The organism is Myxococcus sp. CA056, from assembly GCF_013336715.1.
Classification (GTDB): domain Bacteria; phylum Myxococcota; class Myxococcia; order Myxococcales; family Myxococcaceae; genus Myxococcus; species Myxococcus llanfairpwllgwyngyllgogerychwyrndrobwllllantysiliogogogochensis.
Genome location: NZ_JABUMT010000012.1, coordinates 140,171 through 154,527, shown reverse-complemented (window position 1 = coordinate 154,527; position 14,357 = coordinate 140,171). Strand labels below are relative to the sequence as shown.

Sequence of the window (14,357 nt, the reverse complement as noted above, 5' to 3'; positions counted from 1 at the left end):
AAATCGATTGCATCCCCCTCCCGGCCCCCTCGCGCCGTCCGCCAGGATGACTTCCGTGCCTCCCGACGCCTCCGCCGCCCCTTCTGACTACTGGTTGCTTGCCGGGCTGCCCACTCCCGCGGCGGTCACCCGAGGCGATCAGGTGGTGGTCGCCAACGCGGCCCTGGCTTCGCTGCTGGGAATTCCCCTCGACGAGCTGAAGGCCACGCCCGTCACCGCGCTCATCGCCCGCTTCATCCCCGCCGAGCGCGGCTGGGTGGAGGCCTTCCACGAGGCCCTCACCCGGGACGGCACCCGGCCGGAGCACCCGCTGTGGCTGCGCATCCGGAGAGCCGACGGGAAGGAGCGCACGGTGGCGGCGACCTATGCACCGGGCGCCACGGCGGAAGAGACGGTGGTGCTGCTGCACGACGCCGAAGGCGTGGACACCACCCGCCGGCTCACCGAGGCGCTGGGCGCGGCCGCCGCGGACATGCTGCGCGCGCGCGACGAGCAGGAGGTCCTCGAGACGGCCATCGACGCCGTCCACCGGCAGGGCTTCTATTCGGCCATCCTCCTGGTCGAAGGAGACACGTTCCGGCACGGCCCCATGCGGCAGGAGCCCGCCATCGTCGCGCTGGCCGAGCGCAAGTACGGCATGCCCATCTCCGAGGTCCGCCTTCCCCTTGGCACCCTGCCCCACCTGGCGGAGGTGCTCGCGCGGCGCAAGGCGGCCTTCCATCAGGACGCGCTCGGCGCGGCCCATCGCGTCCACACGAGCGAGGTCTTCGAGGACATCCAGCGCGCCTACCCTCCCGGCATCCGCGCCCTGGATGCGCCCATCTTCGTGGAGGGCCAGCCCTTCGGCATCCTCTCCGCACAGGGCCTGGACCTCACGCCGGCCGCCGCGGGCACGCTGGAGCTCTTCGCGCAGTTGCTCGGTGGCGCGTTGGAGAACGTGCGTCACCACCGCGTGGCGGCGGAGCGACTGGTCGAAGTGACCCGGCTCCAGGAGGAGCTGGTCGCGCACGAGCGGCTGACGGTGCTGGGCGAGGCGGCGGGAGTGGTGGCGCACGAGGTGCGCAATCCGTTGGGCGCCATCCTCAACGCGGTGGCGGTGCTGCGCCGCGAGGCGCACCTGGGCCCCACGGGACAGGCCGCGGTGGGCATGCTGGAGGAAGAGGCCATCCGGCTGGAGGACATCGTCAGGGATTTGCTGGACGTGGTGCGTCCGCTGGAGCCGCGCCCGCGGCTGGTGCACCTGGGTGAGCTGGTGCGGCGCGCGCTGGGCCAGCTACATGGTCCACCGGATGCGCCCACGCTGCGCTTCACCGTGGACGAGGCGCCGGACGTGCCCGAAATCATGGGCGATGAGACGCTGCTCCAACTCGCGGCGACGCACCTGGTGCGCAACGCGGTGCAGGCCTCACCGCCGGGCGGGCGCGTGCGGCTGAACGTGGAGCCCGTGGAGGGCGGCGTGCGACTGGTGGTGGAGGACGAGGGCCCGGGCATTCCCGACGTGGACCCGCGCCGCGTCTTCGAGCCTTTCTTCCTCACGCGCGCCAACGGACGGGGCCTGGGGCTGGCCATCGTCAAGCGCGTGGTGCTCGCACACGGTGGGCAGGTGCGCGCAAGCGGCCGGCCCAAGCGGGGCGCTCGCTTCGAGGTGGTGCTCCCGCTGGGGCCTACCCGTACGTTTCCCGCCTGATGCGCTTGTCGTCGATGCCGAGCGCGTGCAGGTGTCCGAGCACCGTCTCCATGAAGCGCGGCGTGGCCGGAGTGCGCGTCTCCAGCGCCTTGCGGCGGTCCCACGGCGTAATCGCGGGGCCACACGCGTAGACCAGGCATGTGGCCCGGTCCGGGATGAGCTCTTCCAGCAGGGCCTGGTGGACGCGGCCCTTGCGCACGTTGGCGCCGAAGCGCGACTCGTCCAGCTCACGGGTGAGGGTGTGCACCAGCCGGACGCGGTCCGGGTGCTGGCGCTCCAGCGCCTCCAGTTCGTCCCGGTAGAGCACGTCGCTCCAAGTCTTGTTGGACATGAGCAAGGTGTGGCGCACCTTGAGATTCCGGTGGAGCGCATCCTTGATGATGCCGAAGTTGGGCACCGCGCCGGAGCCGGCCACCATGTGGACGACGTGGTCCGTGCGCTGGTCCACGTCGTCCGGCAGCACATAGGGGCCCATGAAGCCGAGCACCTTGAGTCGCGCGCCGGTGAGCCGGCCGTGGACGAGGAACGGGGACAGGAGCGGCGGGTAGCGGGTGAGGCCGGGGATGAACTCCTCGTCCTTCACGGTGATGGCCACGTGGGGCTCATGGGGCGCGGAGGCCAGCGAGTACGAGCGCTGGGGCTCCTTGCGCCCCTTTTGTTCCTGCAGGTAGGCGGACAGGCGCCCGAGCGCGTGGAACTGGTGCGGGTCGATGTTGATGAACTGGCCGGCCTTGTAGTCCGGACGGGGCTCGCCGAAGTCGAGGAAGAGTGTCGCGGTGTCGTGCGTGTCCATCCGCACGTGGGCGACGGTGACCTCGTACTCCACGGGCTTCCTGCTGCGCGAGAGGGTGGATTCGGCGGCGCTCATGGCTTCCTCCCTTAGCGCAAACCCGGGGTGCTCGCCGATGGGTTCGCGCACGCCCAGGGGGTCACGGGTGGGTGACATGGACGGTTTTGCCCCGTCCCGGAGTCGGTCCGGAGCGTTGGCTGCACGACGGGACGGCTTGCGGGCAGGAAGCGGACTCCTCGCGAGCACTGACCTGGAGCCCCCACAGGACTACATCTTCTGGTGGCCAGTGGCGGTGCTGAAGCCCTGGCGGTAACGGTCGGACGCGTGGGCTCCGACCGGACCATGCTCTCGGGCCGTCCCGAGGTGGAGGCGACCGACGCGTGCTCCGCATTCTCTTTTCCCTGATGGCCCGACTGCCGGAAGGTGTCCGGCGACATGTGGTCCGCACCCTGATGGACGGCGTGTGGGATGCGCTGGCCGACGAAGTCGTGGAGGGCCGGGGCAACATCCCCGACGAGCCCTGTCTCTACATCTGCAACCACCTGTCCAATGCGGACGGCTTCACGCTGTTCCGCGCGTTCCGTCCTCGGCGGCTGTACTTCCTGGCGGGCGTGAAGCTGCAGAGCACGGTGATGACGCGGCTGGCCTCGGAGGTGATGGACACCATCGCCATCAAGCCCAACTCGCCGGACATCGAGGCGGTGCGCCGGGCGGTGGAGACGCTCAAGGGCGGCGACTCGGTGCTCATCTTCCCGGAGGGCGCGCGCAGCCGGAATGGGGCGCTGCACCAGGCGAAGAAGGGCGTGGCGCTCATCGCCAAGCGCGGAGGTGCGCCGGTGGTACCGGTCGCGTTGATGGGGACGGAGAAGCTGATGCCCATCAACGACTCCGACATGGGCGGCGAGCGGCTGTACCACGCCCACGTCCGCGTGCGGGTGGGCCCCGCGTTCCGGATGGAGGACCTGGAGGCGGAGGTCGCTGGCGCGGAGGACACGCGGCAGGCGCTGGTGGACGCGATGATGCGCCGGGTGGCGAAGCTGCTGCCTCCCGAGTATCGGGGCGTCTACGCGGACGACCCGCCCCGGGTGCCCAGGCCGTTGGAGTCCGAGTCGCCGGCCGCATCACCGCCGTGATTCCGCAATGAAGCGTTGCGGTCGCCGCAGGAGCACGGACAATGGAGCCTCCCGTGACGACCGCCCGCGCCGAAGAACAAGTCTACGTGTCCACCCTTCCCGGACTGGAGACCGCGCTGGAGGCGGAGTGCTCCGCGCTGGGCTGGAAGCCCTCCCTCGTCGAAGGCGGGGTGGAGCTCGAGGGGCCCACGGGGCTGCATCAGGAAGCCAACCTGCGCCTGCGCACCGCGAGCCGGGTGCTGTTGCGGCTGGGCTCCTTCCACGCGAGTGACGAGGGCGCGCTGATTCGAGGGCTGCGCGCGTTGGATTTGTCACGCACGTGGGACAGGGGCGCGCCGCCCCGGCTCTCGGTGACGCTGCACCGCGCGGGTGTCCCGAGCCAGGGCGTTGTTTTCTCGGCGGCATCGAAGGCATGGGGACTGGCCGAGGTGGGCCGGGCGGGTCCGCTCGACGACGAAGGCGGTCCGGGGCTCACCTTGCTGGTCCGAGTGGAGGGCAATGACTTCACCGTGAGCGCGGACACCAGCGGGGAGCCGCTGCATCGCCGGGGTTATCGACAAGAGGTGAGCCGCGCGCCCCTGCGGGAGACGCTCGCGGCGGGCATCCTGATGCTGGCCGGGTATGACGGCACGGAGCCACTGGTGGACCCGATGTGCGGCTCGGGCACCTTCCTGGTGGAAGGCGCGTGGATGTCCATGCGTCGCGCGCCAGGGTTGCTGCATGGCTTCGCCTTCGAGTCCTTCCCGGGCTTCGACGCGAGCGCCTGGGCCACTCGCAAGGCGCGCGCGGAGGCGGAGACGCTGACGGCACCGCGCGCGGCCGTGTATGGCTATGACATCAACGCGGGCTCGCTGGGCACGGCGCGCAGGAACGCTCGGCGCGCGGGCATGACGCTCGCGCTGGAGCGCAAGGACCTGCGCACGTTGACCGCGCCCCCGGGTGGGCCCGGGTTGCTGGTCGCGAATCCGCCCTATGGCAAGCGCCTGGGCGAAGGGGAGGACCTGCCCGGCCTCTACCGCGCGCTCGGCACCCTGGTTCGCAAGGGCTTCGCGGGCTGGCGCGCGGCGCTGCTGGTTCCGGAGGACTCCGCCCTGGTGAAGGCGCTGGAGCTGCCCGGCGCGCGCAGTCTGCCCGTGCGCAATGGCGGGCTGAGGTGTCGCCTGCTGCTGACGGCGTGAGTCGTATTTGAAGGGGTGAGGTTCGCGCGCCGGAGTCACGGCTCGCGTGGGGCTCGGGAGTCCCTGAATTCGCGGTTTCTCCCCGCATATGCTCCAGTGGTCCTCCCTGTCAGGTCCACCCCGGCCTCCCCCACCCCACCATGACGACTGGTAGCGATTCGACTCCCCAAGACCTTGGAATGAAGCGCGCTGTCTCCCGCTGGGAGCTGGTGGGCTTCTCCATCAACGACGTCATCGGCAGCGGGGTATATCTCCTGCCCGCCGCCGCCGCCGCCAACCTCGGCTCCGCCAGCACGGGCGCGGTGGTGGTGGCCGGACTGGCCGTGCTGCTGCTCGTGCTGTGTTTCGCGGAAGCCGCCAGCTACTTCGACAAGCCCGGCAGCGCGTACCTCTACACGCGCGAGGCCTTCGGTGAGCTGGTGGGCTTCCAGGTGGGGTGGATGACGTGGCTCGCCCGAGTCTCCTCGGTGGCCTCGCTGTCCGTCGGCTTCTCCCGCGCGCTCGGCTACCTGTGGCCTGGAGCCAACGAGGGCGTGGGGCAGGGCCTGGCCATCGCGATACCCCTGCTCGCGCTCACCGCCATCAACGTCGTCGGCGTGAAGGGCGGCGCACGCACCGCCGTCTTCTTGGCCATCACCAAGACGGTGCCGCTGCTCGTCTTCATCACCGTGGGCATCTTCTTCGTGTCGGCGCCGCTGGCCACCTCGGTGGTGGCGAAGAGTGACGGCGACCTGGGCGCCGCCGTGTTGCTGCTCCTGTTCGCCTACGCGGGCTTCGAGAACACCGCAGCGCCGGCCGGTGAGTTCAAGAATCCGCGCCGGGACGTGCCCTTCGCGCTCATCGTCCAGATTGGCGTCGTCACGCTCATCTACACGGCGGTGCAGTGGGTCGCCCTGGGGACGCTGCCGGGCGTCGTGGACTCGAAGACGCCGTTGGCGGACGCCGCCGCGCGCTTCCTGGGCAACGGAGGCGGGCTCCTGATGACGGTGGGTGGAGTGCTGTCCATCCTCGGCACCAACAGCAACACGGTGCTCGCGGGGCCTCGCTATCTCTACGCGCTGGCGCAGGATGGCTTCGGTCCGGCGGCGCTCGCCACGCTGCACCCGCGCTACCGCACGCCGATGGTCGCCATCGTGACCCAGACCGCCATCGCGCTCCCACTGGCCTTCACCGGTTCGTTCGAGTTCCTCGCCACGCTCTCCGTGGTGGCCCGGCTGGCGACGTACTTCGGCACCGCGGTGGCCGTGCCCGTGCTGCGGCGCAAGCTCCAGCAGCCGGCCAATGCGTTCCGCATCCCGGGAGGACCGGTGATTCCCATCGCCGCCGCCTCGCTGTGTGTCGTGTTCGCGCTGAGCGCCCAGCGGAAGAACCTCATCGCGGGTGCCATCGCGCTCGCTGTCGGCTTCGTGCTGTATCGCTTCCAGCGCAAGCCGGATGGGAAGGTCGCTCTCCAGTAACGCAGGGAGCGCTCGGCTCCCGGGCCCGTTCGCAGTGGGCCCGGGTTTCATGTTAGCGGTGGACACGTGGACCCGCGTGTCACCCTCTTCGAGCCCCGGACGAAGCTTCCCGATGAACCGGGAAGTTTCCCGAGCCCCTTCGATGAGCTGGGGCCCTCGGCGCTCGCGCGGCAGGCCGCGGAGGTCCTCCAGGCGGAGCTCCGCTCGCGGCACCTCGCCGCGGACGTGCCGCTGTCCCTGCTGGAGAGTCCCGAAGGCGGGAAGATGTTCGGCGTGCTGGTGGTGCGCCGGCCCGATGGACGCGTCGGGTTCCTGCGAGCCTTCTCGGGGATGCTCGCCGGACGCTGGGACCTCGAGGGCTTCGTTCCACCGCTGTTCGACCGTGAGGCCCGAGCACGCCTGGAGCCCGAGGGCGAGGCGACGGTGAAGGCACTGCTGGCTCGCTCCGAAGCCCTGGGGTCCGAGCCCGAGTTCATCGCGCTTCGGGCCGCACATGAGGCCCAGTCGGCTCGACACACCGCGGAGCTCACGGCGCTGCGTGAGCGTCACGAGGCGCGTCGAAAGCAGCGTCATGCACGTCGGGCGGAGCTCACGAGGACGCGGCCATCTCCCGAGCATCCAGGAGTTCCCATGGACTCCCATCCCCCTGGGGAGCGAGGAGGCCCGGCCGAATCAGCGCGGCCTCTCGAGTGGCCCGCTCGGGATGAGACGGCCGCGCGGGAGCGGCGGGGTTCAGCCGATTCGATGGACACCAACGCACCGGATACGCGGGACGAGGCCGCGCAACGCGCCGCGCTCCATACGCTCGACCAGGAGAGTCGAGGGGACAAAGCCGAGCGACGCCGTCTGGAAGCCACCCACGCGGAGGAGCGACAGCGAATCGAGCCGCAGCTCGCGCGACGGGAACGACGACTCCGCGCCCTGGAGCGCCTGCGCCACATGGTGAGTCGCGCGCTCATGCGGCGCATCCACGACACCTACGCCATCACCAGCGCGCGCGGTGAGCGTCGCCTCCTGAGAGCCCTCTACGAGCGCGGCCAGCCGCCTTCCGGTGCCGCCGACTGCGCCGCCCCCAAGTTGCTCGCATACGCGCATGCTCACGGGCTGCGCCCCATCGCGCTCGCGGAGTTCTGGTGGGGCGCACCGCCTCCAGCGGGAGGACGTGTCTCTGGCGCGTACTACGCCGCCTGTCGCGACAAGTGCGGTCCCCTGCTCCCCTTCATGTTGGAAGGACTTCAGGTCGCGCCGCCACGCACCTTCGTGCCGCCACCCGCGGCCCCTGACGCGCTGACCGTCCTGTTCGAGGACCCGTGGCTCGTTGTCATCGACAAGCCCCATGGGCTGCTGTCCGTGCCTGGGCGCGAAGAGTCGCTCACGGACTCCGTGCTCACGCGGCTTCGAGCGCGTCATCCCGAGACCACCGGCCCGCTCCTGGTACACCGACTGGACCTGGACACGTCGGGCCTGATTGTCGCGGCGCTCGACTCACGCACGCATGCGGCACTGCAGAGCCAGTTCGTGCACCGTGAAGTGCGCAAGCGCTACGTCGCGTGGGTGGAGGGACTCATCCAGGAGGACCAGGGCCGCATCGACTTCCCGATGCGCGTCGACCTGAATGACCGCCCTCGACAGATTCACGACACCGTCCACGGCAAGTCCGCCGTGACGGAGTGGCGAGTCCTCGAACGGCGCGACGGGCGAACCCGCGTGGCCTTCTTTCCGCTCACGGGAAGGACTCATCAGCTCCGGGTCCATGCCTCGCATCCGCTCGGGCTCGGTGCGCCCATCGTCGGCGACCGGCTCTACGGACGCGGGGGAGCGCGACTCATGCTCCACGCGGAGTCGCTCACCCTCCAACATCCAGGGACAGGGGCAAGCATCACCTTCGACTGCCCCGCGCCCTTCTGACTCATTCGCGAGGCGATTCGGGCGGTGACTCCATCGCCTTGTCAGCACGGGGGCTCGGTGTGGAGAAGCGCCGGAGCATTCGCTCCAGCAACATGGGTGCTCCGCTTCGCAAGGTCGACACGGCGACGACACCCGCGAACCCAGCGAACGCCACCCCCATGGCGGCAAGCGCGGAGAGGCGGTTGCCGTATCCAGCGAGGGCGAGCCCCACCAGCAGCAGCACATGGCCCAGATACCAGGTCAACGCCAGGCGCCCCGTGGACACCAGCGCCTCCTGAAGGCGTCGCGGGAGGTGGTCCCCCAGCACGAAGCCGCCACCCAGGACCAGGCAGGCGATGCCCAGCGCGGAGAGCATGAACAACGGCATGGGCGGAATGGAGTGCGTACCGAGGAGCGCCGTCACGATTTGTGCCCCCAACCGCTCACCCATCGCGCTTTGAATCGCGAGCTTCACCAGCCCCGCCGAGGCGAACTCCGCCAGGACGAACAGCCAGATGCCCGCCCACAGCATTCGCCGCTGCGTGGCCCTGTCGCGCCAGTCGAGCCGGGCCAGCCGCAGGCCCAGGACGAAGAACGCCAACCAGGGGAGCAAGGGACGAAAGCCATCGACCCCCAGGTTGAGGACAAAGCCGGAAGGAGTCCAGAGGCCCCGGTAGGTGAGCGTGGCCCAGTCCCAACGGGCATCCCAGTCCACGAGGAAGGCCGCGAGCGGAAAGACGAGGATGAGCGCGGCCACGAGCCCCGAGAGGGCCTTGGATGACCAGCGGTGCAACCACGGCGCGGCGAAGAGCGCGACGCCGTAGAGCCGCAAGATGTCGCCAGGCCACACGATGAGGTTGAGCACTCCCAGCCCCCCCAGGAAGAGGGCTCGACGCCACAGCACGCGACGTGAGTCGGTGGTTTCCCGTCGCGAGAGAAGCTGGCCCACCCCCAGGCCCGCCAGGAGGACGAAGGTGGCGGCGGCGCGCCCTTCGGTCAGGTTGAACACGATGCGCTCCCAGCCCGAAAGGCCGGAACTGGGAGGCCCGAGAACGAGGAACGCATGCACCACGAACATCCCGAAGATGGCGCATGCACGAGCGATATCGATGCCGCGAAGCCGCTCCGTGGGATTCGGGGTCATCGTGGGCGCGCCTTCCTGGCGCCAGCGGGGCGCCCGGTGCCATGGCCGTGGAGCAGCGTCTCGTGAAGTGTTCGAGCGGCATCGTTCGCGGCGAGGTCACCCTGGGCGACCGACGTCCAGGCCGCATACAGAAGCGCCTCGAAGGTGGCGAACAACCACGCACTCGGCAGGTCCTGGCGCAGCACGCCTTCGTCCCTGGCGCGAAGCAGGATGCGCATGAGTTGTTCGTCCACCCGGGCTTCAGCGGCCTTGAGCGAAGGCTCCTGACTCAGCTCGGAGACGACCAGGAGGAACCGGAGCCTGTCGCCCCAGGGGGTCAGCGCGCCCACCAGGGACTCCAGGGCCACATCGGGAGCCAGCCGCTCGAACCGGTGCGCCTTCAACGCCTTTTCGAGCTGCACCAGGGAGTCCAACCCCGCCTCGCGGATGAGCTCCTCGCGGGAGCTGAAGTACCGGTGAAGCGTCGCCCGTCCGACTCCCGCGGACCGGGCCACATCGACGAGTGACGCGGAGGGGTCCACCGCGAACGCACGAGCCGCCGCGCTCAAGATGCTCGCTCGAGTATCCGAGCCAGACGCTACGGAGGGAGGGGCGCCGGCTCTTGTCCGTCTCATGTGAGACAACTTAGTCTCACATGAGGCACGAGGCAAACCTCGGGCCCGCGCACGCTCTACACCCGTGCGCGGCGGCCACGTGCCACGAGGAGGCCCTTCACGAGCCTCCTCGTCACACGCTCAGCTCTCAGCGGTCTGTGCGGCTTCCTCGGAGGACACCGCCTGCGGCGCCTCGGGCAGCGGTTCGGCGGGCAACGCCGCGCCCACCGACGCGGCGGGCTTCACGCCCAGCTCCCGCGTCAGCTTCGGATTCACGCCCGTCTCCGCCAGCAGTCGCTCGAGCTGGATGCGCGCTCGCCGGTTGTCCCGGTGCACACGCCTGGCGAGGATCAACTCGTTCTTCAACGAGTGCTCCCAGCCCGTCAGCTCCGTCACCGTCACCTGATAACCGAACGACTCCAGCGTCAGCGCGCGGATGACGTTCGTCAGGTGCGAGCCGAACTCGCGCCGGTGCCACGCATGCGCGTACAGGAGGCCCATGCTCCCGTGGGCCGCCTGCCGGTGCTCCTTCAGCTGCGCGGCGACCTCCGCCTGACAGCACGGCACCACCGCGACGTGGTCCGCGCCATGCCGGACCGCCGCGATGAGCGCGTCGTCCGTGGCCGTGTCACACGCATGCAGCGCCATCACCAGATGGACGCGCTCCGGATACGCCGCCTGGTCGATGTGCGCCGTCTGGAACTGCATCCGTGAGAAGCCCAGCCGCTCGGCGCGCCCCTTCGCGCGCTCGGTCAGCTCCGGCCGCCCCTCCACCGACAGCAACGTGCCCGTGGCCGCGTCCTTCAGGAACAGCTCGTAGAGCACGAACCCCAGGTACGCGTTGCCGCTGCCCGCGTCCACGAACACGGAGGACTCGGGATGACGCGCCTTCACGTCCTCCACCGCCGGACGCAACAAGCCCATCAGGTGGTTGACCTGCTTGAGCTTGCGCAGCGCATCCGCGTTGAGGTGACCCTCGCGCGTGAGCAGGTGCAGCTCACGCAGAAGCGCCTGCGACTGGTCCGGCAGGAGCTCCCGCCGGACCTGTGAAGCCTTGACGTTGCGCCTCAGATGGACACCACCTCGAGGACCTCGGGAATGATTTCCCGAAGGCGCCCCTCGATGCCCATCTTCAGCGTCGCCGTCGACGACGGACAACCCGCGCACGAGCCCTTCATGTGCAGGTAGACGATGCCGTCCTCGAAGCGGTCCAACGTGATGTCGCCACCATCCATCGCGACCGCCGGACGAATCTCCGCGTCCAGAATGTCCCGGATGCGGGCCTCCACCGAACCGCCACCGTCGCTCGCGGTCGCCTGACGCGCCGCCGCGATGGCTTCCTCGTCCACCACCGGCTCGTTCGCCGTGAGGTGCGTATCCAGCGTCTCCATCACCTGGTCATTCAGTTCGTCCCACTCACCCTCGTCACCCTTCGTCACCGTCACGAAGTTGGTGCCAATCATCACCGCCGTGACGCCGCGCACGTCCATGAGCTTGCGCGCCAGGGGCGACTTCGCCTGGGCATCCTGGGGATTCGTGATACTCACCGCGCCGCCCGCCAACAGTCGCCGATCCACCACGTACTTCAGCGTGCTCGGGTTGGGGGTCCATTCCAGCTGGATGTTCACCGACATGCAGTTCTCCTCGGTCCTCTCCTCTAAGGCGCTCGCGGCCCCATAGCAACCCGACCCTCGGGGAATCAAACCGACGCTCCCCTCCCCGCCACGTCCGCTTCCCGTGACTCATCGGGAAATAAAAGAACAGCCCGAATTCGCGGCAGAAACGGAACTCCACTATGGTGGACGGACCTCTGCTCCCCTGGGAGCTTCACATGGCCATCAGTCCGCTGCGCCGACCCGTCGAGCAGGTCCAGCCTCCGCCGCCCCGCATCCCCGGAAGCGTGCTGGAGGGCCTGTTCGTGCGGGGCCTGAAGGCCTCGGGACGGCTGGTGGAGGAGCTGGCCGCGCTGGGTTACGACATCAAGCGGCCGGAGATGGACTACCCCGTCCAGGTCTGGCAGCGCGCGGCGGCCCTCGCCCGGCAGGAGGCCTTCGGAGAGCTGAATGACGAGGAGGGCTACCGGCAGGTCGGCCGCACGCTCGTCAACGGCTTCGCGGAGACGCTGGTGGGGCGCGTGGCGGCGGTGGCCCTGCCCATGATTGGCCCCGCCCGCGCCGCGGAGCGCATCCCCCGCTACCTGGCGATGATGGGCCGCGCGGACATCGAAATCACCATGTCCCAGGTGGGCGAGCGAGGCCGGCGGCTGCACATCACCGACCGCTACAACAGACCGGACCTGATGGCCGGTGGCCTGGAGCGGATGTTGGAGTTGGCCAACGCCCAGCCGCGAATCACGGTAGAGGAGCGCAGCGCGGACGGTTACCGTCTGCTGGTCCGCTGGTAACTCGCGCCCGGGTCGTCGACGGCGCCCACTGGAGCGCCCATGTCCTACCCTCCCCGACTTGCCCATCTCGCCACCCGTGCGGTGGTGATCGCCAAGCTGGCCCCCACCTACGCCCAGGCGCATCAAATCGACGAGGAGGAGGCCGGACAGCGGCTGTCCGCCGCCCTCGCCGGGAGGATGCTGCCCGCGCTGCTGGAGTCCGCGTGGGCCTCCATGAAGGGCACCGCGAAGCGGCTCAATGACGACGGGCTCTTGGAGAAGGTCGCCACCACCCTGTCGGACCGCCCCACCCGCCCGGGCCGCGTGGCGCCCGCGTCACCCGCATGGAGCGCGTTCCTCGTCCTGGCGGACCTGGAGGCCGGCACCGCCAGCGACGCGGCCCGCCGGGTCATGGAGACCGAGGAGGGACGTCGACGAGGCGACGCTGGCCTGGCCGAAGCAGGCCGCTTCCTTGCCGCCGAATTGACACGCGGGAAGTAGGGGCCGGCCGGCCGTGGCAAGGGGGGCCCGCCGTCGTTATAGGCTGACCCCACGAACCCACCGTGCGCCGACGCCGATGTCCACCCCGCTGCCCACCACCCTGCGCATCCTGCCCTCCATCCACGAGGTGCCCGCGTCCCTGTGGAACGGGCTCGTGGACGAGGCGGCCCTGCCCTTCCTGGAGTGGGCCTTCCTGGCCGCGCTCGAGGACAGCGGCAGCGCGGTGCCGGAGCGCGGCTGGCACCCCCGGCACCTGACGCTGTGGAGGGGTTCGCGCCTCGTCGCCGCCGCGCCCGCGTACCTCAAGGACGACAGCCAGGGGGAGTTCATCTTCGACGCGCCCTGGGCCACCGCCGCCGAGCGCGCGGGCCTGCGCTACTACCCGAAGCTCGTCTTCACCGTCCCCTTCACTCCCGCCACCGGCCGGCGCGTGCTGGTGGCGCCCGGCGAGGACCGCGCGGCCCGCGAGGCGGAGCTGTATGCCGGCGCCCTGGAGTTCGCCCGCGCCGAGCACCTCTCCGGCATCCACGTCCTCTTTCCCACCGAGGAGGAGCTGCCCACGCTGGAGGCCCAGGGCTTCGCCCTGCGGCTGGGCGTCCAGTACCAGTGGCGCAACGCCGGCTACCAGTCGATGGAGGACTTCCTCGCCCGCTTCCACTCCAAGCGGCGCAACCAGCTGCGGCGGGAGATGCGCGCCCCCGCCGAACAGGGCCTGACGCTGCGCACCCTGCGAGGCGAGGCCCTCCAGTCGGTGGACGTGGACACGCTGTACCGCCTCTACGTCTCCACGGTGGACAAGTACCCGTGGGGCGCGCGCTTCCTCACGCGCGACTTCTTCGCGCGGATGCTCTCCAACTTCCGGCACCGCTGCGAACTGGTGGAGGTCCGGAGGGAAGGGGCGCTGGTGGCCGGCGCGTTCAACTTCAGGGCGCCACAGGTCCTCTACGGCCGTTATTGGGGCTGCTTCGAGGAGCATCCGTTCCTGCACTTCAACGTCTGCCTCTACCACCCCGTGACGGAGGCGATTGGACAGGGGCTGACGCGTTTCGAACCTGGCGCGGGGGGTGAGCACAAGCTCACCCGGGGTTTCGAGCCTCGCCTCACGTACAGTGCCCACCTGCTCCTCCACCCCGGGCTGGAGCGGGCGGTGCGTGGCTTCCTGGAGCACGAGCGGGCAGCCGTCCGGGGAGGGCTGCCTCAGTGGCGGGCGGAGACAGGTTTCAAGGGAGAGGCCTGAAACGGCCCGCTTCCGCGGTCATCAAAGGGAGTCCGAAGAACCTATGGCGCAGAAGGACGAGCACGATAGCTCCGTCGTCACGGAGACCGTACCCAAGCAGAAGCTCAAGAAACCGACGCTCTACAAAGTGCTTCTGCACAACGACAATTACACGACGCGTGAGTTCGTGGTGGCCGTCCTGAGGGAGGTCTTCCACAAGTCGGAGTCGGATGCCGTGCAGATCATGCTGCACGTTCATTACAACGGAGTCGGAGTGGCCGGCGTCTATACGTTCGAGGTCGCCGAGACGAAGCTCAAGACGGTGGAGGCCGCGGCTCGGGACAATGGGTTCCCGCTGCGGCTCTCCATGGAACCCGAGGAAGGTTGA

15 protein-coding genes are annotated in these 14,357 nt (G+C 69.6%); 10 read left to right on the top strand and 5 right to left on the bottom strand.

Translation table 11 applies throughout. From position 1 onward, the window contains the following. Positions 1-46: 46 nt before the first annotated feature. On the top strand, positions 47-1,687 hold the full coding sequence (locus HUA76_RS34175) for an ATP-binding protein (RefSeq protein ID WP_174463195.1): 1,641 nt from the start codon (positions 47-49) through the stop codon (positions 1,685-1,687). Here the strand turns inward: HUA76_RS34175 and HUA76_RS34170 are convergent. Then, the gene (locus HUA76_RS34170; protein WP_141645678.1) at positions 1,665-2,555 is read right to left on the bottom strand and encodes an oxidoreductase; all 891 of its coding nucleotides are present in this window, start codon (positions 2,553-2,555) and stop codon (positions 1,665-1,667) included. The two genes, HUA76_RS34175 and HUA76_RS34170, sit on opposite strands and share 23 nt — an antisense overlap. 302 nt (positions 2,556-2,857) lie before the next feature. Here HUA76_RS34170 and HUA76_RS34165 point away from each other — a divergent pair, with 302 nt between their 5' ends. The 4 genes from HUA76_RS34165 (at position 2,858) to HUA76_RS34150 (ending at position 8,153) form a co-directional block, all read left to right on the top strand. Then, positions 2,858-3,610: a lysophospholipid acyltransferase family protein gene (locus HUA76_RS34165; protein ID WP_174463194.1), complete on the top strand. Its 753-nt coding sequence runs from the start codon at positions 2,858-2,860 to the stop codon at positions 3,608-3,610. A 41-nt stretch (positions 3,611-3,651) separates the two neighbouring features. Beyond that, on the top strand, positions 3,652-4,788 hold the full coding sequence (locus HUA76_RS34160; RefSeq protein ID WP_174463193.1) for a class I SAM-dependent RNA methyltransferase: 1,137 nt from the start codon (positions 3,652-3,654) through the stop codon (positions 4,786-4,788). Between the two features lie 179 nt (positions 4,789-4,967). Continuing rightward, positions 4,968-6,245 carry an APC family permease gene (locus tag HUA76_RS34155; protein ID WP_217440586.1) on the top strand — a complete coding sequence of 426 codons (1,278 nt, stop codon included), beginning with the start codon at positions 4,968-4,970 and terminating at the stop codon, positions 6,243-6,245. Between the two features lie 66 nt (positions 6,246-6,311). Beyond that, the gene (locus HUA76_RS34150; protein ID WP_371823555.1) at positions 6,312-8,153 is read left to right on the top strand and encodes a pseudouridine synthase; all 1,842 of its coding nucleotides are present in this window, start codon (positions 6,312-6,314) and stop codon (positions 8,151-8,153) included. A gap of 1 nt (position 8,154) precedes the next feature. Here the strand turns inward: HUA76_RS34150 and HUA76_RS34145 are convergent, their stop codons facing one another. The 3 genes from HUA76_RS34145 to HUA76_RS34135 all read right to left on the bottom strand — a co-directional run bounded on the left by HUA76_RS34145 (position 8,155) and on the right by HUA76_RS34135 (position 10,793). Next, a complete protein-coding gene (locus HUA76_RS34145) occupies positions 8,155-9,276 on the bottom strand; it encodes a DUF418 domain-containing protein (RefSeq protein ID WP_174463192.1) in 1,122 nt (373 codons plus the stop codon). Next, positions 9,273-9,824, bottom strand: a complete 552-nt coding sequence (locus HUA76_RS34140; RefSeq protein ID WP_174463191.1) for a TetR/AcrR family transcriptional regulator — start codon at positions 9,822-9,824, stop codon at positions 9,273-9,275. The genes HUA76_RS34145 and HUA76_RS34140 overlap by 4 nt, the downstream gene beginning before the upstream one ends. Before the next feature lie 186 nt (positions 9,825-10,010). Beyond that, positions 10,011-10,793, bottom strand: coding sequence for an SAM-dependent methyltransferase (locus HUA76_RS34135; protein ID WP_254614663.1), 783 nt, complete (start codon positions 10,791-10,793; stop codon positions 10,011-10,013). Positions 10,794-10,796: 3 nt separating this feature from the next. On the opposite strand from HUA76_RS34135, the gene HUA76_RS46160 reads away from it, so the two are divergent. Next, entirely contained in the window at positions 10,797-10,919 is a 123-nt protein-coding gene (locus tag HUA76_RS46160; RefSeq protein WP_256433652.1) for a hypothetical protein, read from the top strand. A gap of 17 nt (positions 10,920-10,936) precedes the next feature. Here HUA76_RS46160 and HUA76_RS34130 read toward each other — a convergent pair whose 3' ends face one another. Continuing rightward, complete coding sequence (locus tag HUA76_RS34130) at positions 10,937-11,503, bottom strand: NifU family protein (protein ID WP_141645684.1); 567 nt, start codon at positions 11,501-11,503, stop codon at positions 10,937-10,939. 197 nt (positions 11,504-11,700) lie between these two features. Between HUA76_RS34130 and HUA76_RS34125 the strand changes: the two genes are divergently transcribed. The 4 genes from HUA76_RS34125 to HUA76_RS34110 all read left to right on the top strand — a co-directional run bounded on the left by HUA76_RS34125 (position 11,701) and on the right by HUA76_RS34110 (position 14,357). Further along, on the top strand, positions 11,701-12,273 hold the full coding sequence (locus HUA76_RS34125) for a DUF2378 family protein (protein WP_141645685.1): 573 nt from the start codon (positions 11,701-11,703) through the stop codon (positions 12,271-12,273). A gap of 39 nt (positions 12,274-12,312) precedes the next feature. Beyond that, complete coding sequence (locus HUA76_RS34120; protein ID WP_141645686.1) at positions 12,313-12,753, top strand: hypothetical protein; 441 nt, start codon at positions 12,313-12,315, stop codon at positions 12,751-12,753. Positions 12,754-12,829: 76 nt separating this feature from the next. Beyond that, on the top strand, positions 12,830-13,990 hold the full coding sequence (locus HUA76_RS34115; RefSeq protein ID WP_174463190.1) for a GNAT family N-acetyltransferase: 1,161 nt from the start codon (positions 12,830-12,832) through the stop codon (positions 13,988-13,990). A 43-nt stretch (positions 13,991-14,033) separates the two neighbouring features. Beyond that, positions 14,034-14,357: an ATP-dependent Clp protease adaptor ClpS gene (locus tag HUA76_RS34110; protein WP_141645688.1), complete on the top strand. Its 324-nt coding sequence runs from the start codon at positions 14,034-14,036 to the stop codon at positions 14,355-14,357.

What these genes read in the sequence shown, in the direction of transcription:
- HUA76_RS34115 (WP_174463190.1), top strand. Translation starts at nt 12,830, where the DNA reads ATGTCCACCCCGCTGCCCACCACCCTGCGCATCCTGCCCTCCATCCAC.
- HUA76_RS34170 (WP_141645678.1), bottom strand. Translation starts at nt 2,555, where the DNA reads ATGAGCGCCGCCGAATCCACCCTCTCGCGCAGCAGGAAGCCCGTGGAG.
- HUA76_RS34120 (WP_141645686.1), top strand. Translation starts at nt 12,313, where the DNA reads ATGTCCTACCCTCCCCGACTTGCCCATCTCGCCACCCGTGCGGTGGTG.
- HUA76_RS34175 (WP_174463195.1), top strand. Translation starts at nt 47, where the DNA reads ATGACTTCCGTGCCTCCCGACGCCTCCGCCGCCCCTTCTGACTACTGG.
- HUA76_RS34155 (WP_217440586.1), top strand. Translation starts at nt 4,968, where the DNA reads ATGAAGCGCGCTGTCTCCCGCTGGGAGCTGGTGGGCTTCTCCATCAAC.
- HUA76_RS34125 (WP_141645685.1), top strand. Translation starts at nt 11,701, where the DNA reads ATGGCCATCAGTCCGCTGCGCCGACCCGTCGAGCAGGTCCAGCCTCCG.
- HUA76_RS34110 (WP_141645688.1), top strand. Translation starts at nt 14,034, where the DNA reads ATGGCGCAGAAGGACGAGCACGATAGCTCCGTCGTCACGGAGACCGTA.
- HUA76_RS34135 (WP_254614663.1), bottom strand. Translation starts at nt 10,793, where the DNA reads ATGGGCTTGTTGCGTCCGGCGGTGGAGGACGTGAAGGCGCGTCATCCC.
- HUA76_RS34130 (WP_141645684.1), bottom strand. Translation starts at nt 11,503, where the DNA reads ATGTCGGTGAACATCCAGCTGGAATGGACCCCCAACCCGAGCACGCTG.
- HUA76_RS34145 (WP_174463192.1), bottom strand. Translation starts at nt 9,276, where the DNA reads ATGACCCCGAATCCCACGGAGCGGCTTCGCGGCATCGATATCGCTCGT.
- HUA76_RS34160 (WP_174463193.1), top strand. Translation starts at nt 3,652, where the DNA reads ATGGAGCCTCCCGTGACGACCGCCCGCGCCGAAGAACAAGTCTACGTG.